Raw genomic sequence first — 22,922 nt, 5'->3', positions numbered from 1 at the left:
TTAACATCTATATCTGCGTATTAAAGGCTGTTATCTTCTGAGAAACAAATGACAAAAGCGATGTCTGGACAAAAGATTGTGAAACCATCGGCGGAAAACCTCGTATCAGCGGCGAAAGCGGCAGGAAAAAAGGGGCCACCACCGGTGCATCTATGGAATCCGCCATTCTGCGGCGATCTGGATATGCGCATCGCGCGTGATGGAACCTGGTGGTACCTTGGCACACCGATGGGCCGCAAAGAGCTGGTCAAACTTTTCTCGTCAATCATTCGGAAAGACGGTGATGATTATTTCCTCGTCACACCTGTCGAAAAGGTTGGCATTACCGTTGATGATGCCCCTTTCGTTGCCGTTGATTTTGAGGTTTCGGGAACTGGAAGCGATCAAACCCTGACCTTTACAACACAAGTCGATGACACAGCAGAAGCAGGCCCTGATCATCCGATACGCGTTGCGCGTGACCCCGAAACGGGCGAGCCATCACCTTATGTTCTGATCCGCGCCAATCTTGAGGCGCTTATTGACAGGAAAAGTTTTTACCGTCTTGTCGACATCGGCTGTCACGAGAATGTTGAGGGCACAAGCTGGTTCGGCGTCTGGTCCGGCGGGAAGTTTTTTCCGATTATTGCATCGGCAGAACTTGGCGAAAGCTGAAACGCGCCTATCTAACCACTCACAACATAACGCGCGACTTCGTCCCGACTCTAAGACTTCCTATGCTTCCGAAAAAATTTGCACTGTTTCTGTTTGGGTTTTTGGGGTCCGGCTTGATGTCATTCGTTGTTGCAGCCGTCGCAACATACCGCACTATCGGAATTGTAAGCGATTATATCAGTCTGTGGATGAACGCATGAAAGCCAGCCTAGGCGATTGCATTCGTGATGATCCTTATCGTCTCGCCCATGGTACGCAGGTTTGTTGGACTAATGACCAGAATCTAAACTAGCGTTGTCTTACGCCACCCGGTTACAATTTCGGCTCCAAATAGACAATCACTCAAGCAGCGAACTACCGTTTCGAGTCCAAATTACTGTTTGCTGCGCTGGGTATGAATGGTCACGGTGCGCCCGAAGTTGCCATCGTCTACTTTAAAGTTACTGACATTGAGAGACAGGAGAAACCAATACGAATGGCTGCACACAAAGAGACTGTTGCCAGGATCAGTCATGTTTTCTAGAATGGCTTCATAAGGTCACAATCAACAATGGGAGGGCACAAGCTGAGCATGCGTATCATCCGCCGACTTCAGCATGGTCCCCGTTTCGCCCTGTAAACTCGTTTGCAGGGCTGGCCCGAGAATAGTTTCACTATCGGTCTGCCCCAAGCCGTGCTGCGGCCACCTTTGTTTGACCTGAGTTTCAAATGACAATTATCAATATCAGTGCTTTGGGTGTAACCCTTAGCGACACTCTTTTTTCCGACCTGAATCTGACTATATCCAAAGCCGACCGTATAGGACTGGTTGCCGCAAACGGGCGCGGTAAAACCACTTTACTTGGCTGTTTGGCAGGTCTGTTTGAACAAACCACCGGAGAAATCACGCGCGCGCGTGGTTTACGCGTTGGTTATGTGAAACAGGATGTGCCGGATGACGCGTTGGCAATGACACTTTATGATTGGGTGTTGGCTGCGCTCTCCACTGAACAGGCCGAATATGAAAACTGGCGTGTAGATGTCGTCCTGAATGATCTAAAGGTACCATATGAATTGCAGCATAAACCATTGAACCAACTCAGTGGCGGATGGCAACGCACTGCAATGCTGGCGGCGGTCTGGATTACAGAACCAGATGTGTTGCTGCTGGATGAACCGACCAATCATCTGGATTTGCATCGCATAGGACTGCTGGAAGAATGGTTGGCCGCTTTACCCTGCGACGTGCCGGTCGTAATTATTTCGCATGATCGGGCGTTTCTGGACGCAACAACCAATCGTACGTTGTTTTTGCGACCCGAGCGGTCACGCGTATTTCAGCTGCCCTTCACCGCTGCACGTATCGCATTAGATGAAGCCGACGCTGCCGATGAGCGCCGCTTTGCCAATGACCTGAACAAAGCCCAGCAACTGCGCAAACAGGCCGCGAAATTGAAAAATGTCGGAGTTAACTCGGGTTCTGATCTATTGCTAACCAAAACCAAGCAACTGACCGAACGAGCCGCCAAGTTGGAGGCGGCCGCCAAGCCTGCCCACCAAGAGCAAAGCGCGGGCGACATCAGACTGGTTAACAGCGGCACTCACGCTAAAGCTCTGATCACATTGGCTGACGTTCCGGTTGAAACGCCCGATGGACAGTTGCTTTACAAGACGGGGCAGAAATGGATTTCTCAAGGCGACCGTATCGTATTGCTGGGCGCCAATGGCGCTGGCAAAACACAGCTGATCAAGATGATACAGCGGGCGTTGACAGGTGCGGATGATATAGTGAGATGTGCACCGTCAATTGTACCTGCCTATTCTGACCAACACCTGAGCCAGCTTGCCGATACCGACACCCCTATGAGCATGGTAACGGGGCAATTTGATATTGGCGATCAACGCGCACGAGGGGTTTTAGCGGGTGCGGGCGTCACGATTCAGATGCAGGACACCAAGATTGGTGCATTATCAGGTGGACAAAAAGCCCGATTGGCGATGTTGGTCATGCGGCTCAAGAACCCAAATTTCTACCTGCTTGATGAACCAACTAATCATCTGGATATCGAAGGGCAGGAAGCGTTGGAAGATGAGCTAATTACACATAGTGCTTCCTGCCTGTTGGTGAGCCATGATCGAAGCTTCCTGCGACATGTGGGCAATCGGTTTTGGTGGATTAACGGCAAGAAACTGGAAGAAGTGGATAGCCCGGAGCCGTTCTTGAGCGGCGAAATGGGTGCAACGTAGGAAGAATGGTCTGGCGCACTGATCTCTGACAGTGATGCGTTGCGGCACAAATCGACATTGATGTGGCTGCGGCGAACTGCTGCTTTATCCAGTGTGGATAGCATGATTTGGGCTACAGCACTGGCCATCACTAAGTGATCTAACTAATGTTGTAAATTGGATGGTCTGCACAAAAGACCAATTTCAATCCGGAGGGGAATAAATGACTTTGAACGTAATCAGGCTACTGCCGGACGGAGACCCTAAAACCGGGTTTCAACCTTCAGATCTTGTTCCGCCAGAGCTTTTCACGAAGACCGACAAAACCGAACTAATTCACGAAGCCTACAACAATTCGGAAACGGGTATCTCATCGGGCGTCTGGAAATGCGCCCCGTGTCGTGAAGAGATCGAGGCATATCCGGTAGATGAAATGATGACGGTCATTTCGGGCTCTGTCACGCTGACGAACGCCGATGGGTCTTCAGATACTTTCACGGCGGGTGACACGTTTTTCATTGCCAAAGGCACGAAATGCATCTGGGAGATCACAAAAACCCTGCACAAATTCTATATGATCTCGGAGTAAGAGACCCTTCACCTTGCGGGGGAAAAGAAAACCGGGACTGTCACAATTTCGCGAACACTCCTGACACCCCGTTGTCAGCAGGGGTGTGCGATGGTCATTATATCACTAACACAGGAAAGATGACCAAGATGACGTTCCAACCCCAAAATGCCCTTGTTTGGGCGGAAATTCCAGTAACCAACCTGCCAAGCGCAATGGAATTTTACAAAACTGTTTTCAACTACACCCTGACAATTGACGACACCGGTCCAAATCCGATTGCAATTTTGCCGACCGCAGATGGAACTGGGACCGCAGCGCATCTTTATCCCGGGAAACCTGCCTCTGACGGGACCGGGGCAACCCTGCATCTGGCTGTACCAGATGCGCTGGAACCAACGGTAGAAAGGTTCAAAAAGGCCGGAGGAGAAGTGCTCAGTCCACCGGTCACAATTCCGGTTGGGCGTTTTGTCTACGGGCTGGACCCTGACGGGAACTCCATCGGCATGTTTGAGGCTGCATAACCATGCGCCGGGCCGACCGCCTTTTTCAGATAGTACAATATCTGCGCGGTGGTCGGTTGCTTACGGCCCGGGTTCTTTCAGAAAGGCTCGAAGTTTCAGAACGTACAATTTACCGCTATATCGCTGATCTTATCGGTTCGGGCGTGCCTATAGATGGCGAAGCCGGTGTCGGTTATCTGATGCGCGACGGTTATGATTTGCCTCCACTTATGTTCAACCGCGATGAAATTGTCGCGCTGGTGGCGGGGGCCCGGATGATCCGCGCGTGGGGTGGCGCATCAATGGCCGAGGCCGCTCAGGAAGCCTTGGTGAAAATCAGCGCTGTTTTGCCAGACACTGAACGTGATCGGGCAAACGCAGTTCAGGTTCACGCGATTCCGATGCCAGACATGAACGAAGAATTGCGTGAGCGTCTTGATTTACTGGAACACGCAATCGATAGCCGTACACGGTTAGAAATGATCTACGGTGATGCTGAAGGCAGCCAAACATCACGAACCGTTCGCCCCCTCGGACTTTGGTTTTGGGGGAAAGTCTGGACACTGGTCACATGGTGCGAACTGCGAAACGGCTTCCGGGTGTTTCGTGCGGACAGGATTGCAGAGCTGATCGAACTGGACAGTTTCAGAACTGAACCTGGCAAAACCCTTTCTGATTTTCACAAAACTGATCGCAGAGATGCCGGAGCGGGCTGGCGTCAGATTTGAAGCGCCGATCTAGGTTTCGCATACTCTTAATGCGCCTCCGCCCAATTCGCCCCTCTTCCGGCATCTACCGTCAGCGGCACGTCCAGTTTCACAGCCGGCATTGCCGCGCCTTCCATGACGTCACGCGCGCGTGTGATTGCCTCTTCCACCGCACTATCGTCGACCTCAAAAATCAGTTCGTCATGGACCTGAAGCAGCATTTTTACGGGCAGGTCGGCAATTGCCGCAGGCATCCGTATCATTGCGCGGCGGATGACGTCGGCCGCTGTTCCCTGAATTGGGGCATTGATTGCAGCGCGGCGCGCAAAACCAGCATGCGGTCCCTTGGCATTGATTTCGGGTGTATGGATTTTCCGACCAAACAACGTCTGAACAAAACCATGTTCTTTCGCAAACTCCACGGTTTTATCCATGTAGGCCCGAATTCCCGGAAAACGTTCAAAATAGCGATCAATGAATTCCTGTGCTTCCTTCCTGGGAATGCGCAGATTGCGGGCAAGTCCAAAACCCGAAATTCCATAGATAACGCCAAAATTGATGGCTTTTGCCTGCCTGCGCACCATGGGGTCCATGCCTTCTATCGGTACGCCAAACATTTCAGACGCGGTCAGCGCATGAATGTCCTGCCCTTCACGAAACGCCTGTTTCAACGCATCTATTTCGGCGATATGCGCCAAAATACGCAGTTCAATCTGACTATAATCGAGGCTGATCAGTGTTTTACCTTCTTCTGCGACAAATGCCTCGCGAATACGGCGCCCCTCTTCGGTACGAACGGGGATGTTTTGTAGGTTCGGATCAGATGACGCTAATCGCCCGGTCGATGCTCCAGACTGGATATAGGACGTATGCACGCGGCCTGTGTAGGGGTGAATATGCTCTTGCAACGCATCTGTGTATGTCGATTTCAGCTTTTGCAATTGCCGGTAATCCAGCACCCGTCCGGGAAAGCCATGCTCGGTTGCAAGATCTTCCAGCACGTCTGCCGGGGTCGACCACTGGCCGGTCTTGGTTTTTTTTCCGCCTTCCAAGCCCATCTCGTCAAACAAGATTGCACCAACCTGAGCGGGGGATTGCACATTGAACTTATGCCCTGCCAGTTCGTACAACTCCGCCTCCAGCCCGGCCATTTTCTGCGCAAAGGCATTTGACATCCTGCTCAGGGTATCCCGGTCAACCTTGATGCCGTGCATCTCCATTTCGGCAAGTACCGGAACGAGTGGGCGTTCCAGCGTTTCATAAACGGTCGTGACATGCTTTTGGTGCAGTTGTGGTTTCAGGAACTGCCATAGACGTAGCGTGATATCTGCGTCTTCCGCCGCGTATCTTACAGCATCTGCAACGGGTACTTTGTCAAAGGTGATTGCAGATTTCCCGGTTCCGAGCAGTGATTTGATAGATATTGGATCATGGTTCAGATAGCGCTGCGAAAGCGCATCCATACCGTGGTTATGCAGACCCGCATTCTGCGCGTAAGACATCAGCATCGTGTCATCAATTGGCGCGACTGAAACGCCATATCGTTTGAAAATCTTGGCATCATACTTCATATTCTGACCAATTTTCAGGATCGACGGATCCTCAAGCATCGGTTTCAGAACTTCGAGGGCTTCATTTATAGGCATCTGCCCTTCGGCAAGTGCGTCTGAGGCGAATAAATCCTCTCCGGCTTCGGCGCGATGGATAAGGGGAATATAGCAGGCCTGCCCCGGCTCAACGCATAAGGATATGCCAACCAGATCAACCAGCATTTCATCAAGCCCGGTTGTTTCTGTGTCGACGGCGACCCAGCCGCGCCCATAGATTTGCGCGATCCATTTCTCCAAAGCTGTACGATCTTTCACCCATTCGTAAGCGTCCGCGTCGAATGGAATTGCTTTCGGTGTTCCCACCTCAACAGCAACGGGAGCATCCGCGATCAAGGGTGCCTCAACACCCATCTGATCTGCAATCCGCTTCGTCAGCGTGCGAAATTCCATCTCGGCAAGAAAGGCCATTAGATCTTCTGCAATCGGTTCTCGCAGTTCCAGCGTATCCAGGCTGAAATCGAGCTCCATATTCTGATCGAGCTCCACAAGTTGGCGGGACAAGCGGATCAGCTCTTCATTTTTAACCAAAGACTGCCGCCGTTTGGGTTGTTTGATCTCTTCAGCACGCGAGAGTAAGCTTTCCAGATCGCCATACTCGTTGATCAGCAAAGCCGCTGTCTTGATACCAATTCCGGGCGCACCCGGAATATTGTCGACACTGTCCCCGGCAAGCGCCTGCACATCGACAACACGCTCTGGCCCGACGCCAAATTTTTCTTCGACACCCTCCCGGTCGATCCGCTTGTTCTTTATCACGTCGAGCATTTCGACGCCGCCGCCAACAAGCTGCATCAGATCCTTGTCAGAACTAATAATTGTGCATCGCCCACCCGCTTCACGCGCCTGCCTCGCAAGGGTTGCGATAATATCATCGGCTTCGAAATTTTCGATCTCGATGCAAGCGATGTTGAACGCTCGCGTCGCATCGCGTGTCAGTGGGAACTGCGGTCGCAAATCTTCCGGCGCCGGGGGACGGTTCGCTTTGTATTTGTCGTAAATGTCATTTCGAAACGTTTTGCCGGAATGGTCAAAGATCACCGCCACATGTGTCGGCGCATCATCCCCTTTGTTGTCCTCAACCTGCTTGTACAGCATGTTGCAAAACCCTGCGACCGCACCAATTGGTAAACCGTCTGATTTACGCGTAAGGGGTGGCAGAGCATGATAGGCCCTAAAAATAAAAGCCGAACCATCTATAAGATGCAAATGGCATCCTTTGCCAAAGGCCATGATACCCCTCCCAGTTCCTATTCACACGCATTGCACACCTGCGCTGAACAGCGCTTAGGCGGGTACCCGAATTATCTGCTTACTTGGATTTTTCGGTATGATCTTTATGCACGAATTTCTTGTCGCAATAGCCGCATTCGACCCAACCTTTGTCTGTCGAAATTTGCAACCAGACACGCGGATGGCCCTGCGCGCCTTCACCCCCATCACAAGCAACGCGATACGTGTCGACGACGACGGTTTCTGGGGCATCAGTGGTCATGGTGGCTCCGTTCAGGTTGTCGAGGGCAGACTTTGCCCGTAAGTCAGAGACATGATAGCGCAATGACACGCGCGGGCAAGGCCGGAACGGGCCAAAAGGACTGTTGGAATGTCACAGAATGCGATCGAAATCGAAGGTCTGACCAAGACCTACGCACCCTCTGGGAAGCAACCCGGGAAAAAAGCACTGAAAGGCATTGATCTCAACATCCCTGCCGGAAGCATTTTTGGCTTACTCGGCCCAAATGGTGCAGGGAAATCGACCCTGATAAACATACTTGCAGGCCTTGTGCTCAAGACATCTGGCAAAGTTCGCATTTGGGGGTTTGATCAGGACGTGAACCCCCGCCAATCACGCGCGGCAATTGGTGTTATGCCCCAAGAACTAAACATGGACCCGTTCTTCAGCCCCCGTTCCGCCCTAGAAGTGCAGGCCGGGCTGTACGGCGTTCCAAAGTCGCAACGCACAACCGACGAAATACTTGCGATGATCGGCCTGACCGACAAGGCAGAGGCCTATGCGCGAACCCTTTCAGGCGGGATGCGCCGGCGGCTTCTTCTTGGGAAGGCTCTGGTACATCATCCGCAAATTCTGGTGCTTGATGAGCCAACGGCCGGCGTCGATATCGAACTGCGCCAGATGCTTTGGAAAAATATTCGCAAGCTAAACGAGCAGGGTATGACGATTATTCTGACGACACATTATCTGGAAGAGGCCGAAGAAATCTGCGACGAAATAGCGATCGTTAATCACGGCGAAATTCTGATACGTGATAAAACCGCTGCTCTTGTCGGACGGATGGATAAGAAAACGCTCGTTATCCTGCCTCAAGGCGCTGCAGATATTACGCCGCCAAAAGGTGTCACGCTTACACACAGACGAAATGGCGCGCTTGCCTTCACTTACCACACGAGTCAAACAAATGCTTCTGAGATACTGGATGCACTTCGCGCAGCGAACATCGTCATTCAGGATGTAGCCACGGAAGAACCGGACCTTGAAGATGTATTCGTCGCGCTAACGTCCGAAAAAGGCGTTGCGTGAACATATCAACCCTGCCGAAGCATTGGCCCTAAGGAGCGTCCTGCAAGTACATGGACATGTAAATGTTGGACATCTTGCACGCCGTTTTTACCGGTATTGGATATGACTCTGTAGCCCTTACCACCTGAGACGGGATCAATGCCAAGCATTAAACAGACTTTGCCAATTGTCCGGGTAAAATCTACGATTTCGGGATCGGAGGCTTCGTTCGCATAGTGATCGTAGCAAACATAAGGACCCTTCGGAATTATCAGAACATGGTCCGGAGCCTGCGGCGCGATATCGCGAAACGCCAAACTATATTCAGTTTCCAAAACCGTATCATTTGGAATTTCGCCCAGCAAAATTTTCGCGAAAATATTCTGGTCATCGTAAACATAGCTCATTTGGTTTCTCAGTCAGCGAACAGATGGGTGGTATTGGCGATTTCATGCGCTTTTTCTTCGGAAATATCGAAAAACTCTGCGAGGTGAACAGTGTTTTCTTCGACGGATGCAGACTCTCGTAAACGGTAATACCTGGGGAAATTTGCATCCCGCAGCGCGTCACTTTCGAACAAGACATCAAACCGGATTGTTGGCAAAAGGCGATCCAATGTTTCTTGCGACGTTCGTTCCCCTGCCAATCCAACCCTTTTTGCGTGCCCAATCAGATATTCATCTGTAAAATCGCAATCAATTTCGAGCAGTTTGGTTTTGCTTCTGTCTGCATAGAAATCTTGCAACAGATCAATGTTGTTAGGATCCAGACAAATCAGCATCCGATCCGTTTCGTAATAGTCAAACAACATCCGCATGAGCGCGCGTCTGTGACGTGTACGCTTGCTGATCGTTGCTTGAATGCCGCCAAGATCAGGCAGCACGGTGTTTTCCTCGTCGAACAAATAATCAATTGCGGGTACGTTCGTCACCTGACGCACCTTATCGACAAGACGCTTGGCCACATGCCATTTCTTGCACGCGACGATCATAAGTTCCCGTTCACGCCCCAAAGTACTTTCCGTTTCCCAGAACCGCGGTGTGAAACGACGCCCCATACGACCGCGTCCTGTCAGAAACTTAAAAAGGCTCCGCCCCTCATTTGAAATCTGAAAAGTCTCACCCGTACTTGCGTAAAGTGCCCCCAACCGTCGTTTGAGTTCATGCGCTTCGGGACTAATCTTTCGAGCAAAAAGAAAATTCTGGCTAAGCAATAAATCATAGTGATCGTTGTAAAATGTCGCTGGCATTCCATAGTCGGAAAACACCAGAAATGTCAGCGTCCTGCTTTCAATCTCTTCTTTGGGAATAAGATGATTTACCAAAGTTTGAAAGAAGGTTTCGTCCGGTATCCAGGTCGTTTTGAAAAACCGCATAACGTCAGTGCGCGATTTGATAAAATCTAAAATCCATTCAATCGTGCGCCGCCGCAAACACCACCATTGACTACCGATCATTATTTGAAGGTCAGACGGCACCTCTCTTACAAGCCCCAACTTGCGTTGCAAATTCAGCGAGCCATAAAACAGTTTCTGGTGTGTGCGTTCGTTGAAAAAATGGCGATAGACCAGGCGCTCTGCCTTCATACCGGTTTTGATCCAGTCACTTTCGAAAAAATCAAAGCTTTCGATGTAGTCAACATCGTTTGAATCCAGGAACTCATGCGCGTATTCAGCTGATTTGATCGCCATACAGTCACCAGACAGCATATAAAAATGCGTTGCGCGTGGAAATGTCTCTACCGCAGCCTCAACCGCATGAAGTGTCGCTTGTACAAGAGACCAGGCACCCCACCCACATTTAATGCGTTTTTTGGCGAAGGTGACGTTCGGGTTGTCCTTAAGCGTGTCCTTGATTTTAAAGAAATGTTCGGGATTGGCGCGTGCATCAAAATGGATCGACATAAAGTCACCAGCCGCAGTCAAACGCTGCGCTTGTTTGATGATGGCATCAGGGTCTTTATGACAGAGCAGAATAAAGGCTATTTTTGCCATTTTGGAAACTAAGATCCCATAAACTTACGATTGTTTACATAGATAACGTGAAGAGCCATTGAATAAACAGTATTTCTTTGCTTTTTTAGTTACAAATGTCCCCTAACAATAACGTGACTAACGTGGGGTATCTGGAGGCGAATAAAATATGGGTTTTCCTGGAACCTGGATGACCGAGAGCGAAAGCGTGGTTTACCGCGTTGTGCCAAAGTGCGCCTGCTCCACAATCGGTCAGGTGATGTACTATTCAGATCATGGCACGTTCTTTGATGGCGACATTCATGATGCAACTTCAGGCATACACAAATGGGCGCTTGAAGACAGCCAGTCGTTGATTGAAGAAAATGTCACAAAGCACCAAAGTTATGCCTTCACCTGTGTGCGAAACCCTTACACGCGCATCCTTTCTTCGTTTTTCGACAAGATCTGCGGGATACAGCGCAATGGCAAACGCTATCGCGGAAATCTTGTTCCACTTTTGATACAGAAATACGGAATTCAGGTTGAGGGTGATTTTGATCAGGTCGCGTCATTTCGCCGTTTTCTGCTATTCGCACGCGATACCATACGCTGGCGGCGTCCCATGGAACCCGATATTCACTGGTCCGCCATGTCCGGACATATTTCAACCTACATCGTGAACGGTGGGCGCTACGATAACATCTTCCACACCGAAACCTTCAACGAAGGTATGCAATCGGTTCTTGATGCTATCGAGAAGAAGCACGAAGTTGATCTGGGCGCTATGCCGCGGTTTAACGAAAGCGAAGGCCACGGCCCGAAACGCGCCCATCCGGTCGAAGACTACTTTGACGATCTGTCAAAGCATCTGGTCTACGAAATCTACAAACGCGATTTCAATCTGTTCAAGTATGACTTTGAAAATCCCGGCAACAAGCTCCCGAAAGGCGAGATTGACCTGGATGAGGTACACGCGAAGTTAGGTGAATAGAAAAGCGGTGACGAAGTCAGCAAATTTTATTGGACTACTTGTGAATTTTCCGAACCTTCGTGAGGCGCCTTTACTAGTAGTCGAATTGGTAGTTTTCTCTCCCAACTCCGGCGACAATCGGGGGTTCCGTCTAGTTTACCTCAATGAACGTATCAAATAGCGCAGAAACCTCCGACCGAAGTTGGTCAAGCGATGGATAAAGATGCTCCTTCACCCCAGAGGAAACCTGATGATGGGCGATGTACCACGCCCCTCCTGTTGCAAAACGGCAGTAGCGGTTCACGATGTCCTCAACGCAAACTGCCTCATCCGGTCCCACCGGTTCCTTAGAAAGAAGGTGGTTGTTCATCAGCCACGGATTGTCCCCTTTCGCCAGATTGAGCCGCAAATAGACAGGAGGCCTTTCGCCGTGGATTGGACGGTAGCCTGGCAGGATTACCTCAATCCGAAGTCCACGCTTGCTGGAAAAGTTGCCGCGTCCAGACGGGCTATAGACCCAGTCCACCACATGCATTTGATCCGCTATTGTTATCCGTTCACGATAACCAATCTCTAATCGAAGCGTCACGAAATGGAGCCCTACCAAAACAACAATTGTGACTATTTCTATAAGCGATCTTAGCCCTGTCCATGTTTTCGGCTTGAAATGGACAATACACCCCAAACCCGCCAATACTGCAAATTCCAAAAAAGGTGAAGGTTGAAGAACCGCATACCCCAGTAGGCACGTGCCACATCGAAAGAATAGGTATAGGTAACCGCAGTCAGTACCATCCTATAGATGACCGACGCGACCCAGAACACGAAGAAAAGCCAGAATAACGTACGCGACAACATGAAGCCACTAAATGCATAGGTAGGGCCTTTGGCAAGTCGGGTATTCCTGTCCTTGCTAAACCTTTCGCCAAAAACGTTAGCCAAACAAAAACGGAGATGCGCTGTTCATTAAAAACTGCGTTAGTTCAGCGAACTCATTCGTTTTAACCCGTCCGCTTTCAGTTCAAAGCCTAAAAGCATAATTTGCACACATGCAGCAAACCTTTGCTTCCGCAGAACCTCCCCGTCAGATCAGCCCACTCATTTCAAAGCTTTTTCTGACGTTCGCTTGGGGCCGCGCCCCCATGTGTCGGATCACTTCTGATGCCGCAATGCAGCCCATGCGTCCACAGTTTTCCAGTGACTGTCCGGTGGACAAACCATAGAGGAAACCCGCTGCAAACTGGTCACCCGCCCCTGTCGCATCAACGGGCGTGATTGTTTCAACAGGAACCTCGGCGCGTTCATCACCGCGAATCAGAACGACAGGCTCACCACTGCGTGTACAAACAACCGTGCCGCAATCGATGCGTGCTTGCGCCAGTGCGTCTTCAAGATCATTGGCTTCGTAAAGCGAAACCCATTCATCCTGATTGCCAATCACATAGTCCATTTCGCCTTTTACAAGCTGACGAAAATCTGCCCGGTGCCGGTTGACACAAAACGGGTCGGATAATGCGATCCCAGCCTTGCCACCTGCCGCCCGACAAGCGCGCGCAGCAGCGGCAAAAGCAGCTTTGCCTTTGTCTTTGTCGTAAAGATAGCCTTCAAGAAACAACAACTCCGCGTCTGCGGCCACGTCCGCCGAAACGTCCTGAGGGCCAAGTTCCGCCGAGATGCCTAGGTATGTGTTCATCGACCTTTCGCCGTCTGGGGACACAAAGATCATACTACGTGACGTTGGCAGCTCTCCTCCGGCGACAGGGGGGTTTACGAAATCCGTTCCCTCATCAGCCATTGAACGCGCATAAAACTTACCGAGGTCATCATCATGCACACGCCCCATAAAGGCCGTCGTCAGCCCAAGACTTCCAAGCCCGGCAAGCGTATTTGCAACCGAACCTCCCGGTGCTTGCGTCCGACCGTTCATTGCTCCGTACAAGGTTTCTGCGCGGTCACGCTCCACCAGTTGCATGATGCCTTTCTGGATGCCCATGTTTTCCAGAAAGTTATCGTCAGACTGTGTAAGCACATCGACAATCGCGTTTCCGATGCCGACAACCTGATACTTTTTCGTCATAGATTTTTTTCCTCAAAAGGGCAGAGATCACGCAGAATGCAATTACCGCACATGGGTTTGCGAGCCTTACAAACATAGCGCCCATGCAGAATCAACCAATGATGAGCGTGCTGCAAAAATTCCGCTGGAATGTTGTCTTCAATAGCGCGCTCAACCGCGTCAACATCTTTACCCGGCGCAATACCGGTCCGGTTTCCGATACGGAAAATATGTGTATCAACGGCCTGTGCTGGCTGCTTGAACCACATGTTCAAAACAACATTCGCGGTTTTACGCCCTACGCCCGGAAGCGAAATCAATGCTGCGCGGGAAGACGGCACAACACCATCATATTCATCAACCAATATCTGGCTGAGCTTGATGACATTCTTCGCTTTCTGACGGAAAAGGCCGATGGTTTTTATATGCTCGGTTAAGCCATCAATCCCCAACGCCAGCATTTTTTCCGGCGTATCCGCGATCTTGAACAATTCCTTCGTCGCTTTGTTCACACCCACATCCGTCGCTTGGGCGCTTAGCGCGACCGCAACCACCAACGTATAGGCGTTGGTATGATCCAATTCACCTTTTGGTTCGGGTTCCGCGTCCCGAAACCGGGTGAATATTTCATATATCGTATGATAGTCTAATTGCTTTGCCATGCCAGAGGTATGCACAAGCGCGCACCTGCCGTCCAGCCCGTCGATGGCGCAGCTTTCGGGTCGCATTGGCCCCCTGCCTAACCTATCCTGTTTACCAAAGACGGAGCGACCAGATGCAGACCGAAGACAGCTATCATTTTAACCTCATCCGCCGCGCACTGGATGAGATCGACAGCGCGGATCAACCGCTATCGCTGGATGATCTTGCCAAGCGCATGAACATGAGCCCAGCGCATTTTCAGCGTGTTTTCAGCCGTTGGGTTGGTGTTTCGCCAAAACGCTACCAGCAATATCTTGCGCTTGGTCACGCAAAAACCTTGCTGCGGGATAGGTTCACAGTGCTTGATACCGCACATGCGACAGGTCTCTCTGGTGGTGGTCGGTTGCATGACCTGTTTATCAAATGGGAAGCGATGAGCCCCGGAACCTACGCGGCGCGTGGCACAGGCCTGACGATATATTGGGGTTGGTTCGATGGCCCCTTTGGCGAGATGCTTGCCATGGGAACGGACAAAGGCCTCTGCGGGCTGGCGTTCACTTCGGAATGCGGGCGCGAACATGCAATGGAGGACATGACCTCGAGATGGCCAAAGGCGACATTTATAGAGGCCCCACAATATCTGCAGCCTTGGATTGACGGTGCGCTTGGTGGAACTGAAACGAGGCTTGTCCTTATAGGTGCACCACTGCAAATCAAAGTCTGGGAGGCATTGCTCTCAATCCCTTCAGGTCATGTCTCAACTTATTCCGAAATCGCGCAGGCCGTTGGTGCGCCACGCGCTGCGCGGGCAGTGGGAACAGCCGTTGGCCGTAACCCTGTCAGTTGGCTTATTCCCTGTCACCGCGCGCTAAGAAAATCCGGCGGGCTTGGGGGGTATCATTGGGGCTTGCCGGTCAAACGCGCCATGCTGGCTTGGGAATCTGCACGCTCGGAATCGGCCTGAAAACCTCCTGTTGGCGGTTTATCGCCAAGAAAAAGGGCTTGTTATTCGATAACATCGCCCAATGTATTAAGCAGTGAGTGTACGCAGAGTACTCAGAGTTTATGAGGCAGATTATGATTCGATTTAAGTTACCACTTATAGCCGCAACTGTAGGTGCTTTGGCACTTGCCGGGTGTGAAGACACGGGTGGCGGCATCAGAACCGCAGACGGAGACCCAAATCGCACTGCAAACGGGGCCTTGATAGGCGCTGGTATTGGCGCACTTCTTGGTGGAACGCGCGAAAGCGGCAATGATCGCTTTAAGAATGCAGTTATTGGTGGCGCGATTGGTGCCGGCGTAGGTGCCGTTATTGGCAGCCAGCTTGACAAACAAGCCGCTGATTTGCGCCGCGATTTAGGCAACGATGAGATTGGTATCGTTAACACTGGCAACGAACTAATTGTGACAATGCAACAGGACATCTTGTTTGCAACTGACAGCGCGAATGTCCGTTCCGATTTACAACGTGATTTGCGGGCGCTCGCTGGAAATTTGCTCGATTACCCAGACACAACAGTTGAAGTAATAGGCCATACCGACAATGTCGGTGAAGCTGGTTACAATCAAGGTCTGTCATCGCGGCGAGCAAATGCCGTGGCTTCAGTTCTGCTTGGGCAGGGCGTTCCTTCTTATCGTGTAAGGGCATTCGGCAGAGGTGAAAGCCAACCTGTCGCTTCCAATCTGACGTCCGAAGGCCGGTCACAAAACCGCCGTGTTGAAATCGTGATCCGCCCAACTGCCTGATCATTGTTAAACCAATTCGAAAGGCCGATTCCTAAAAGGATCGGCCTTTTTCATTGTCGTCTTCCGTTGCTGGTCATATGATCTTACCACTTTCAAGGGGTCCGCAATGCCATTTCAAAAAGTTCAATCCGAAAAACTATCCAGCTCTGTCGTACGCCAGATCGAGCTCTTGATCCTGCGCGGGATATTGCGCCCCGGCGAACGACTGCCAAGCGAACGTGAACTTTCCGAAAAGCTTGGCGTGTCACGCCCCAGCCTGCGTGAAGCAGTGGCTGATCTGCAAGATCGCGGACTTCTGAACAGCAAGGCTAGCGCTGGTATCTATGTGGCCAATGTCCTTGGGTCTGCTTTTTCCCCTGCCCTGGTCGCCCTTTTTGCAAGCCATGATGAAGCCCTCTTTGACTACATTGATTTTCGGCGCGATATGGAGGGACTCGCTGCAGAACGTGCTGCGCGGCTTGGCTCGGATACTGATCTCTTGGTCGTCGATACGGTTTTTAAGAAAATGGAAGCGGCTCACACCAAGCGTAATCCGACGGAAGAAGCAAAACTTGATGCGGAGTTCCACCTCGCCATTATCGAGGCAAGCCACAACGTTGTCATGCTTCACATGATGCGATCCATGTTTGAGCTTTTGCGCGAAGGTGTTTTTTACAATCGTCAGGTCATGTTTAAACAACGCACAACCCGTGACACGCTATTGAATCAGCACCGCGCAATTAACAAGGCGTTGCAGGCGCGTGATGCTGCGGGTGCCCGTGTCGCAGTAGAAGAGCATCTCAATTATGTTGAGCAATGCATGTCGGATCAGCAAAAGACAGATCAAAACGAGGCGATTGCGCAACAACGGCTAGCGCACGAGCAGGCACGTTAGAAGCGCGCCTGCGTAAAGGAAAACCCGACCGCGAAGGCCGGGTTTCTAGCTTCTTTTAAGTGCAGTGGCAGCTAGTGTAGTTTCGCGTCCACGTCCGCTATTGCCGCTTCGATCAGCTTGTTGCCTTCGGCAGCGCTCATTTGCTTGGCAATCACATCACCGGCAGCAGCGACAGCCACCACAACCGCGCGATCGCGAACTGCTTTAACCGCAGACGACTGTGCAGAAACAATCTGATCTTCAGCAGCCGCTAGCCTGCGCGCAATACTTGCCTTCAAATCTTCTTTTGCAATCTCTGCAGCGGTCGCAGCCTCAACCTTGGCGGCTTCGATGATGCGTTGCGCCTGATCCTTCACTTCTTCTTGCTTGCGCTCGTAAGATGCGAGGATAGTTTGCGCTTCTTCACGAAGAGCACGGGCCTCATCCAAATCTGATTTTATTCCGTCAGCACGTTTGTCGAGGTGCCCACTGACAATCCCCGGAACTTTGAAGTAAATCAAAACTCCGATAAAAAGCAGGAACGCGATCGACACAACAAAGTTAGTGTTTCCAAGCGAGAAAAACGAACCCGACGCAGCAAAGGCCGGACTTGCCGCAGCGGTAAAAAGGAAAATCAGCTTTTTCATCTTGAAGCCCCTTTCAAACGTGCGGTAACCGCTGAGGTGATCGAGCGCGCGTCAGCAGAACCACCCAAAACTGCAACGATTTCCTTCGCAGCTTCTTTTGCAACTTCCTTGACGTTATCCGCAGCGCTTTCGCGAATAGCAGAAATTGCTTTTTCTGCTTCTGCAGTTTTTACGCCGATCTCTGCATCTGCCTTTGCAATTGCCTTGTCCAGATCAACCTGAATCTCGGCTTTTGTTTCAGCAATGATACGGTTTGCTTCTGCGCGAGCTTCTGCGAGTGCTTTGTTATAAGCATCTTCCGCTTCCACAGCTTTCAGCTTTAGCTCTTCGGCTGCAGCGATGTCATTTGTAATCGTGCCCTGGCGTTCAGCCAGAACCGAAGCAATACGAGGCAGCGCAATACGCGACAGAATGAAATAAATGGCCAGCAGCGTCAGGACGAGCCAGAAAATCTGGTTCGAAAACGTGCTGAAATCAAGCTGCGGCATGCCAACAGCCTCTGCAGCATGTCCTGCAGATTCGGCAGCGTGACCTGCGGTTTCTTCAACCTCTGTAGCCATGTCGTCCTCCTAAGACCTTAGATTACACCGGGCGGGCAACATGCGCCCCCCCGGCCGTAAGGATGGTCCGGAAGATCAAACGGCGAACATAAGCAGAAGAGCGACGAGGAACGAGAAGATCCCCAGTGCTTCTGCGAACGCGATGCCGATAAACATTGTTGCGGTTTGACCAGCCGCTGCAGACGGGTTGCGCAGGGCACCCGACAGGAAGTTACCAACAACGTGACCCACGCCGACAGCTGCACCACCCATGCCGGTACATGCAAGACCTGCACCCACATAGGCACCCATTTGTACGATATCGCCTTCCATAGTCGTTACTCCTTACGTTGGAATTGGCATTAGAATTCGTGATTATTCACAAGACCTTAGTGATGAGGATGCAGCGCATCTTTCAGATACACGCAGGTCAGAATTGCAAAAACATAGGCCTGGATAAAGGACACCAGGGTCTCAAGTGCGTAAATCGCAGTAATCGCCAGGATAGAGAATGGAGAGATCGCAAGAATCGCCGCAAAGCCTGCGAATACTTTGATCACCGCGTGACCAGCCATCATGTTCCCTGCAAGACGAATAGAGTGGCTAACAGGGCGCACAAAGTAGGAAATGATCTCGATCAGCGCCAGAATTGGGCGAAGCACCAACGGTGCCTGAGAGATCCAGAAAATGTTTAGAAACCCAAATCCGTGCTTAACAAAGCCCAGAATGGTAACTGTCAGGAACACGGCAATCGCCAGAACCGCAGTAACAGCGATGTGTGACGTTGTCGTAAAGCTCATCGGCAAGAGGCCAAGGAAGTTCGCAAACACGATAAACATGAACAGTGTCATGATATATGGGAAATAGCGCAGGCCATCTTTGCCAGCCACATCTTCAACCATCTTGTAGACAAAACCATAGGCCATTTCGCCGACTGATTGTGTGCGCGTTGGCACAATGGCACGACGACGTGTTCCAACGACCAGCAACAAAACGATCGAAAGAACGGTCAAAGCCATCCAAAGTGTCACGTTCGTCGGGGTGTACCACATGACCGGTCCGTCGCCAAAAAGAGGCTGAACAACGAACTGATCCATCGGGTGAAATACCAAACCGCCGGTTTCTGCCTCTGCTTCTGCTGACACGTCTAGTCCCTCTTGTCTCGTGTGGCTGCATTTTGTTGCTCAGCCACATGTTCCTCTTGGATCTCCTTGGCGGTGCGAAGCATTGTCCTCACGCCGGCCACGAAACCCAGCAAAATAAAAAGCACCATAAAGATTGGTTTGGTCCCAAACAGCGTGTCCAACCCGATCCCGATGCCAAAACCAATCGCAATACCCGCGACCAGTTCGATCACCATTCGCCAGGCATGTTGTGCCTGAGAATAATGCTCTTCCTTCCGAGGGGCTGGTTCCTGCGCTTTTCGCGCGCCTTCGATCCGGTCTTCAAGCGTTTTCAGGCGCTCGGGGTCGGGTGCATCAGGCATAAAATCGGCCTCTCAGTCAGTCGTCGCAAACTAGAAAGCGGAGCCGCATGAGTCAAGCAACATCGACAACATGAAATTTAGAGTTAAGTATTTGAAACAGCTATATTTAATTTTCGCCACGACAAAGTGTTCACTACGCTTTGCAGGGTAGATGCGTCACCTCACCCCGCCAGCCCATATTCAACCAAATGGTTGACCAATTGCTGAATACCCGATTTACCTCAGACCTATGAACACCAAACTTGATATTGTTTTTTCAGCGCTTTCTGACTCCACGCGCCGCCATATTCTGACGATGTTGCTGGAAGACGACATGGCAGTCACTGACGTGGCAGAGCCTTTCGAAATGTCACTTGCGGCAATTTCAAAGCATCTGACAATTCTTACGCGGTCGGGATTGATCAGCCAGGAAAAGCGTGGGCGCGTAAAATGGTGCAAGCTGGAACCCGACGCTTTAAGGGATGCCTCTATCTGGATGCAAAGCTTTGGTCAGTTCGAAGCCGTGAATCTTGATGCGTTTGAGCGGTTCTTAGAGCGCGAACTGGATAATGACACCGCCTGAGCCAGACGCAAAAAACACGCCACTCAGTGTTCGTCCTTTAATAGCATAAGCAAAGCAACAACGGTTAGTGCAACACCGGCTAGCACCAGGCCCCGTGGCGCACCGTTGCCCAGCGCTAATTCCCAAAGGATAACCCAGCTTGGCACCAGATATGTATACGCCATGACTTTAGCAGATGGCAGGCGCAGGCTCGCGTATTGCAGCAACGCAAAAGATCCGGCACTTGCAAAAACGGCCGTATACACAATCGTTGTCCAGACAATTGTCGGCAATGCCAACCAGTCAGTTTCCAGGATGTCATTGCATCCATAGATTACAAACACCCAGAAAGCCGCGAACATCATTCCAAATGTAAACCCAAAAGCAGGCTCGCCCCGGTTTAGCCGACGCATGATTGACGGGTAAAACGCATGCGCCACGCAGCCCCAAAAGAAAATTGCCTCACCAACACCGATGTTAAAGGCCCACAGCGCCGCGAGATCCGCCTTGAATATCACCCAAAGCGCGCCAATTCCGCCCAGAATTAATGCCCCAGCCATGCGAACTGTCGTTATCTGGCGAAGGATCAAATACCCAAAGCCTGCTGCCATAAGGGGTGTAAGTGTAAAAACAGCAGCCGCCGAAACGGGCGGTGCCGTTTTCAAACCTTCAAACATGGTAACAAAATAAAACGCCATCGTGCCGCCCAGGATCACAAAACGCCAAGGAGCGCGTGCAACCTGTCTGGTAAGCCCACCGGTCGCTGCGGCAATGAAACCCATTAGCGTTGTCGCAATTAGAAACCTGATCGCATTAAACGCGGCTGGTTCAACTTCGTTCGCAACCATTGAACCCAGGCTAAAAGAACCCGCGACCAACGCTGAGAAGCTTAGCATCGCAAAATGTCCGCGCATTTCTGATGTTAGCTTGCTGCGATCGATCCGGGCGCCCTGTGTTGGGCTCATATTGTTCCCCACTCTTTCGCCTTCGCTTTCAAGAAGGTCAGAAATGCCTGTACCTTCATTGTGCGATGCAGGTCGACATGGGTCACGATCCATAGCGGTGAAACCCATTCGGGACGTGGAGGGAATACCTGAATCAGATCATCGTTCTGGCTCGCAGCGAAATCAGACAGGAACCCAAGGCCGCCGCCCGCGCAGACAGCATGTTCAATGCTTTGAAAATCCCCTGCGCGAAAGACGACATTCTCTGGCGGAACATGCTCGTCCAGCCATTTGTAGAAGGGCGCGCGTTTCTGACGTTCTTCCCCTGCAACAAATCTGTGCAGTTTAAGATTTTCTTCACTGTCGGGCAGACCATAACGATCAATGTAGGATTTAGCGCCATAAAGTGCGATGCATTGCGTCACCAGCGGTTGCACGACATTGTCTGGCTGATCCGGAGTTTTACCAGCGCGGATTGCGACATGTGCCTCGCCATATTCCAGGCGAAACACGCGCTCCCCTGTCATATAGTGCACCTTCACATCCGGATGCTCCTGCTGAAACTCGACCAGAACGGGTGCAAGTAAGGGCGACATATTCGCAAGCGAAGTGACCAGCAAGTTACCAGTTACTGACTCTCCCTGGCCGCGTATGCGTCCGGCAAGCTGCGTGAACTGTTCAGCGGTCGTCTGGGCAACCTGCAACAGATCCTGCCCCGCTTCGGTCGCTGTGTATCCGCGCGCGTGCCTCTGAAACAGTTTTGTTCCCAGCTGCTTTTCCAAATGATCTATATGGCGGATAACTGTGGCATGATGCACGCCAAGCACGTCGGCTGCGCCACTAACTGTGCCCATGCGCGCAACCTGAAACGCAGTTCGTATCTCATCCCAGTTTTCCATTACTCTACCTGTGCAATATCCAACATATTATGTTCGAATATCAGCATTGTGTTCATTTTTGCAATACTTAATTTCAGTCTATCAACATGAGGAATTCACAAATGTCACAATCAATTCTACGCATCGACGCCTCTGCCCGCACAGAAGATTCCGTTTCCCGTTCCCTCACCGACAGCATTGTCGCCCGGTTCGGTGGTGCCACCGTTATCACCCGCGATCTTTCGGAAGGTATTCCACACCTGTCTGAAACCTGGGTCGGTGCGACCTTCACCCCACCCGAAAACCGTACAGCACAGCAAGCCGAAGCGCTTTCATTCTCTGACGAACTGGTTGCAGAGATAAAAGCCGCTGACATCATCGTCATCGGCTCGGCTGTCTACAACTTCAGCCTTCCCTCTTCTCTAAAGGCCTGGATTGACCAGATCAGCCGCGTCGGTGTCACCTTTAAATACGGTGAAAACAGCCCCGAAGGTTTGTTGAAAGACAAACGTGTTATCGTCGCATTAGCCTCTGGCGGCACCGCGATTGGCTCTGACTATGACCACTTCACACCTTACCTTAAGTTCGTTCTGGGATTTTTGGGCATAACAGATGTGCAATTTGTTGGTGCGACCGAGCTGGCTCAGAATGCCGACGCGTCAATCGTGGCTGCAAAGACCGAGATCGGCAAACTTGCCGCATAAAACACACCGCAAAAATTCTGACAGGCCCATTCTCGCGGATAGGGCCTGTTGGCTTGACTCTTTCCCGTCTCGGGCCTAAACGACCTCGAACTCCGGAAGTCTTTTAAAGCTTCCGGTCCCTTTGCATTGCGCAGGGATCGCCATCAGTCAGCGCGTTGCGCCCACTGGTGTCGTTGGTTATTGGAGCGTCCCTTCTT

Annotated in this window: 27 protein-coding genes; 13 read left to right on the top strand and 14 right to left on the bottom strand. The window is 51.3% G+C overall.

The features are described 5' to 3' along the window. Window positions 1-60: 60 nt before the first annotated feature. The 6 genes from J4E70_RS01650 to J4E70_RS01625 all read left to right on the top strand — a co-directional run bounded on the left by J4E70_RS01650 (window position 61) and on the right by J4E70_RS01625 (window position 4,658). Window positions 61-654, top strand: a complete 594-nt coding sequence (locus tag J4E70_RS01650; protein WP_213887757.1) for a DUF1285 domain-containing protein — start codon at window positions 61-63, stop codon at window positions 652-654. Window positions 655-716: 62 nt separating this feature from the next. Next, entirely contained in the window at window positions 717-854 is a 138-nt protein-coding gene (locus J4E70_RS19665; RefSeq protein ID WP_213887316.1) for a DUF2798 domain-containing protein, read from the top strand. A 508-nt stretch (window positions 855-1,362) separates the two neighbouring features. Further along, window positions 1,363-2,880, top strand: coding sequence for an ABC-F family ATP-binding cassette domain-containing protein (locus J4E70_RS01640; RefSeq protein WP_213887315.1), 1,518 nt, complete (start codon window positions 1,363-1,365; stop codon window positions 2,878-2,880). A gap of 202 nt (window positions 2,881-3,082) precedes the next feature. After that, window positions 3,083-3,448, top strand: a complete 366-nt coding sequence (locus J4E70_RS01635) for a cupin domain-containing protein (RefSeq protein WP_213887314.1) — start codon at window positions 3,083-3,085, stop codon at window positions 3,446-3,448. A gap of 128 nt (window positions 3,449-3,576) precedes the next feature. Further along, window positions 3,577-3,951 (top strand): VOC family protein, encoded by a 375-nt coding sequence (locus J4E70_RS01630; protein ID WP_213887313.1) that lies wholly within the window; start codon window positions 3,577-3,579, stop codon window positions 3,949-3,951. 2 nt (window positions 3,952-3,953) lie between these two features. Then, complete coding sequence (locus tag J4E70_RS01625) at window positions 3,954-4,658, top strand: helix-turn-helix transcriptional regulator (RefSeq protein ID WP_213887312.1); 705 nt, start codon at window positions 3,954-3,956, stop codon at window positions 4,656-4,658. Window positions 4,659-4,684: 26 nt separating this feature from the next. On the opposite strand, the gene polA is transcribed toward J4E70_RS01625, so the two are convergent. Further along, on the bottom strand, window positions 4,685-7,477 hold the full coding sequence (gene polA, locus J4E70_RS01620; protein ID WP_213887311.1) for a DNA polymerase I: 2,793 nt from the start codon (window positions 7,475-7,477) through the stop codon (window positions 4,685-4,687). A 79-nt stretch (window positions 7,478-7,556) separates the two neighbouring features. Continuing rightward, window positions 7,557-7,739 (bottom strand): zinc-finger domain-containing protein, encoded by a 183-nt coding sequence (locus J4E70_RS01615; protein WP_213887310.1) that lies wholly within the window; start codon window positions 7,737-7,739, stop codon window positions 7,557-7,559. A 108-nt stretch (window positions 7,740-7,847) separates the two neighbouring features. Here J4E70_RS01615 and J4E70_RS01610 point away from each other — a divergent pair, with 108 nt between their 5' ends. Beyond that, window positions 7,848-8,783: an ABC transporter ATP-binding protein gene (locus J4E70_RS01610; protein ID WP_213887309.1), complete on the top strand. Its 936-nt coding sequence runs from the start codon at window positions 7,848-7,850 to the stop codon at window positions 8,781-8,783. 5 nt (window positions 8,784-8,788) lie between these two features. On the opposite strand, the gene J4E70_RS01605 is transcribed toward J4E70_RS01610, so the two are convergent. Beyond that, the gene (locus J4E70_RS01605) at window positions 8,789-9,169 is read right to left on the bottom strand and encodes an HIT domain-containing protein (protein ID WP_213887308.1); all 381 of its coding nucleotides are present in this window, start codon (window positions 9,167-9,169) and stop codon (window positions 8,789-8,791) included. 8 nt (window positions 9,170-9,177) lie between these two features. Next, on the bottom strand, window positions 9,178-10,755 hold the full coding sequence (locus J4E70_RS01600; RefSeq protein WP_213887307.1) for a DUF5928 domain-containing protein: 1,578 nt from the start codon (window positions 10,753-10,755) through the stop codon (window positions 9,178-9,180). A gap of 148 nt (window positions 10,756-10,903) precedes the next feature. On the opposite strand from J4E70_RS01600, the gene J4E70_RS01595 reads away from it, so the two are divergent. Then, a complete protein-coding gene (locus tag J4E70_RS01595) occupies window positions 10,904-11,707 on the top strand; it encodes a sulfotransferase family protein (protein ID WP_213887306.1) in 804 nt (267 codons plus the stop codon). 130 nt (window positions 11,708-11,837) lie between these two features. On the opposite strand, the gene J4E70_RS01590 is transcribed toward J4E70_RS01595, so the two are convergent. The 3 genes from J4E70_RS01590 to nth all read right to left on the bottom strand — a co-directional run bounded on the left by J4E70_RS01590 (window position 11,838) and on the right by nth (window position 14,404). Next, complete coding sequence (locus J4E70_RS01590) at window positions 11,838-12,275, bottom strand: hypothetical protein (RefSeq protein WP_213887305.1); 438 nt, start codon at window positions 12,273-12,275, stop codon at window positions 11,838-11,840. Window positions 12,276-12,770: 495 nt separating this feature from the next. Beyond that, complete coding sequence (locus J4E70_RS01585; protein WP_213887304.1) at window positions 12,771-13,763, bottom strand: adenosine kinase; 993 nt, start codon at window positions 13,761-13,763, stop codon at window positions 12,771-12,773. Next, window positions 13,760-14,404, bottom strand: a complete 645-nt coding sequence (gene nth / locus J4E70_RS01580; protein ID WP_213887756.1) for an endonuclease III — start codon at window positions 14,402-14,404, stop codon at window positions 13,760-13,762. Before nth ends, J4E70_RS01585 begins: the two co-directional genes overlap by 4 nt. 113 nt (window positions 14,405-14,517) lie before the next feature. On the opposite strand from nth, the gene J4E70_RS01575 reads away from it, so the two are divergent. The 3 genes from J4E70_RS01575 to J4E70_RS01565 all read left to right on the top strand — a co-directional run bounded on the left by J4E70_RS01575 (window position 14,518) and on the right by J4E70_RS01565 (window position 17,007). Next, window positions 14,518-15,348 (top strand): methylated-DNA--[protein]-cysteine S-methyltransferase, encoded by an 831-nt coding sequence (locus J4E70_RS01575; protein WP_213887303.1) that lies wholly within the window; start codon window positions 14,518-14,520, stop codon window positions 15,346-15,348. A gap of 113 nt (window positions 15,349-15,461) precedes the next feature. Next, window positions 15,462-16,133 carry a YiaD family glycine zipper/OmpA-like lipoprotein gene (locus tag J4E70_RS01570; RefSeq protein WP_213887302.1) on the top strand — a complete coding sequence of 224 codons (672 nt, stop codon included), beginning with the start codon at window positions 15,462-15,464 and terminating at the stop codon, window positions 16,131-16,133. Between the two features lie 106 nt (window positions 16,134-16,239). Then, window positions 16,240-17,007, top strand: coding sequence for a FadR/GntR family transcriptional regulator (locus tag J4E70_RS01565; RefSeq protein WP_213887301.1), 768 nt, complete (start codon window positions 16,240-16,242; stop codon window positions 17,005-17,007). Between the two features lie 71 nt (window positions 17,008-17,078). Here J4E70_RS01565 and J4E70_RS01560 read toward each other — a convergent pair whose 3' ends face one another. The 5 genes from J4E70_RS01560 to J4E70_RS01540 form a co-directional block, all read right to left on the bottom strand. Next, window positions 17,079-17,633, bottom strand: coding sequence for a F0F1 ATP synthase subunit B (locus tag J4E70_RS01560; protein ID WP_213887300.1), 555 nt, complete (start codon window positions 17,631-17,633; stop codon window positions 17,079-17,081). Continuing rightward, window positions 17,630-18,193: a F0F1 ATP synthase subunit B' gene (locus J4E70_RS01555; protein WP_213887299.1), complete on the bottom strand. Its 564-nt coding sequence runs from the start codon at window positions 18,191-18,193 to the stop codon at window positions 17,630-17,632. The genes J4E70_RS01560 and J4E70_RS01555 overlap by 4 nt, the downstream gene beginning before the upstream one ends. Before the next feature lie 75 nt (window positions 18,194-18,268). Next, window positions 18,269-18,505 (bottom strand): F0F1 ATP synthase subunit C, encoded by a 237-nt coding sequence (locus J4E70_RS01550; RefSeq protein ID WP_155527283.1) that lies wholly within the window; start codon window positions 18,503-18,505, stop codon window positions 18,269-18,271. Window positions 18,506-18,561: 56 nt separating this feature from the next. Next, a complete protein-coding gene (locus J4E70_RS01545) occupies window positions 18,562-19,269 on the bottom strand; it encodes a F0F1 ATP synthase subunit A (RefSeq protein ID WP_213887755.1) in 708 nt (235 codons plus the stop codon). Between the two features lie 50 nt (window positions 19,270-19,319). After that, on the bottom strand, window positions 19,320-19,658 hold the full coding sequence (locus J4E70_RS01540) for an AtpZ/AtpI family protein (protein WP_213887298.1): 339 nt from the start codon (window positions 19,656-19,658) through the stop codon (window positions 19,320-19,322). 229 nt (window positions 19,659-19,887) lie between these two features. Here J4E70_RS01540 and J4E70_RS01535 point away from each other — a divergent pair, with 229 nt between their 5' ends. After that, entirely contained in the window at window positions 19,888-20,220 is a 333-nt protein-coding gene (locus tag J4E70_RS01535; protein ID WP_213887297.1) for an ArsR/SmtB family transcription factor, read from the top strand. A 23-nt stretch (window positions 20,221-20,243) separates the two neighbouring features. Here the strand turns inward: J4E70_RS01535 and J4E70_RS01530 are convergent, their stop codons facing one another. Next, window positions 20,244-21,164, bottom strand: coding sequence for a DMT family transporter (locus J4E70_RS01530; RefSeq protein WP_246531559.1), 921 nt, complete (start codon window positions 21,162-21,164; stop codon window positions 20,244-20,246). Next, window positions 21,161-22,042 carry a LysR family transcriptional regulator gene (locus tag J4E70_RS01525; RefSeq protein WP_213887296.1) on the bottom strand — a complete coding sequence of 294 codons (882 nt, stop codon included), beginning with the start codon at window positions 22,040-22,042 and terminating at the stop codon, window positions 21,161-21,163. Before J4E70_RS01525 ends, J4E70_RS01530 begins: the two co-directional genes overlap by 4 nt. A gap of 101 nt (window positions 22,043-22,143) precedes the next feature. Here J4E70_RS01525 and J4E70_RS01520 point away from each other — a divergent pair, with 101 nt between their 5' ends. Next, on the top strand, window positions 22,144-22,725 hold the full coding sequence (locus J4E70_RS01520; protein ID WP_213887295.1) for an FMN-dependent NADH-azoreductase: 582 nt from the start codon (window positions 22,144-22,146) through the stop codon (window positions 22,723-22,725). The last annotated feature ends 197 nt before the right edge of the window (window positions 22,726-22,922 follow it).

Source organism: Pseudohalocynthiibacter aestuariivivens (assembly GCF_018457175.1).
Taxonomy (GTDB): Bacteria; Pseudomonadota; Alphaproteobacteria; order Rhodobacterales; family Rhodobacteraceae; genus Pseudohalocynthiibacter; species Pseudohalocynthiibacter aestuariivivens.
This window is presented reverse-complemented; position numbering and strand designations above follow the sequence as displayed.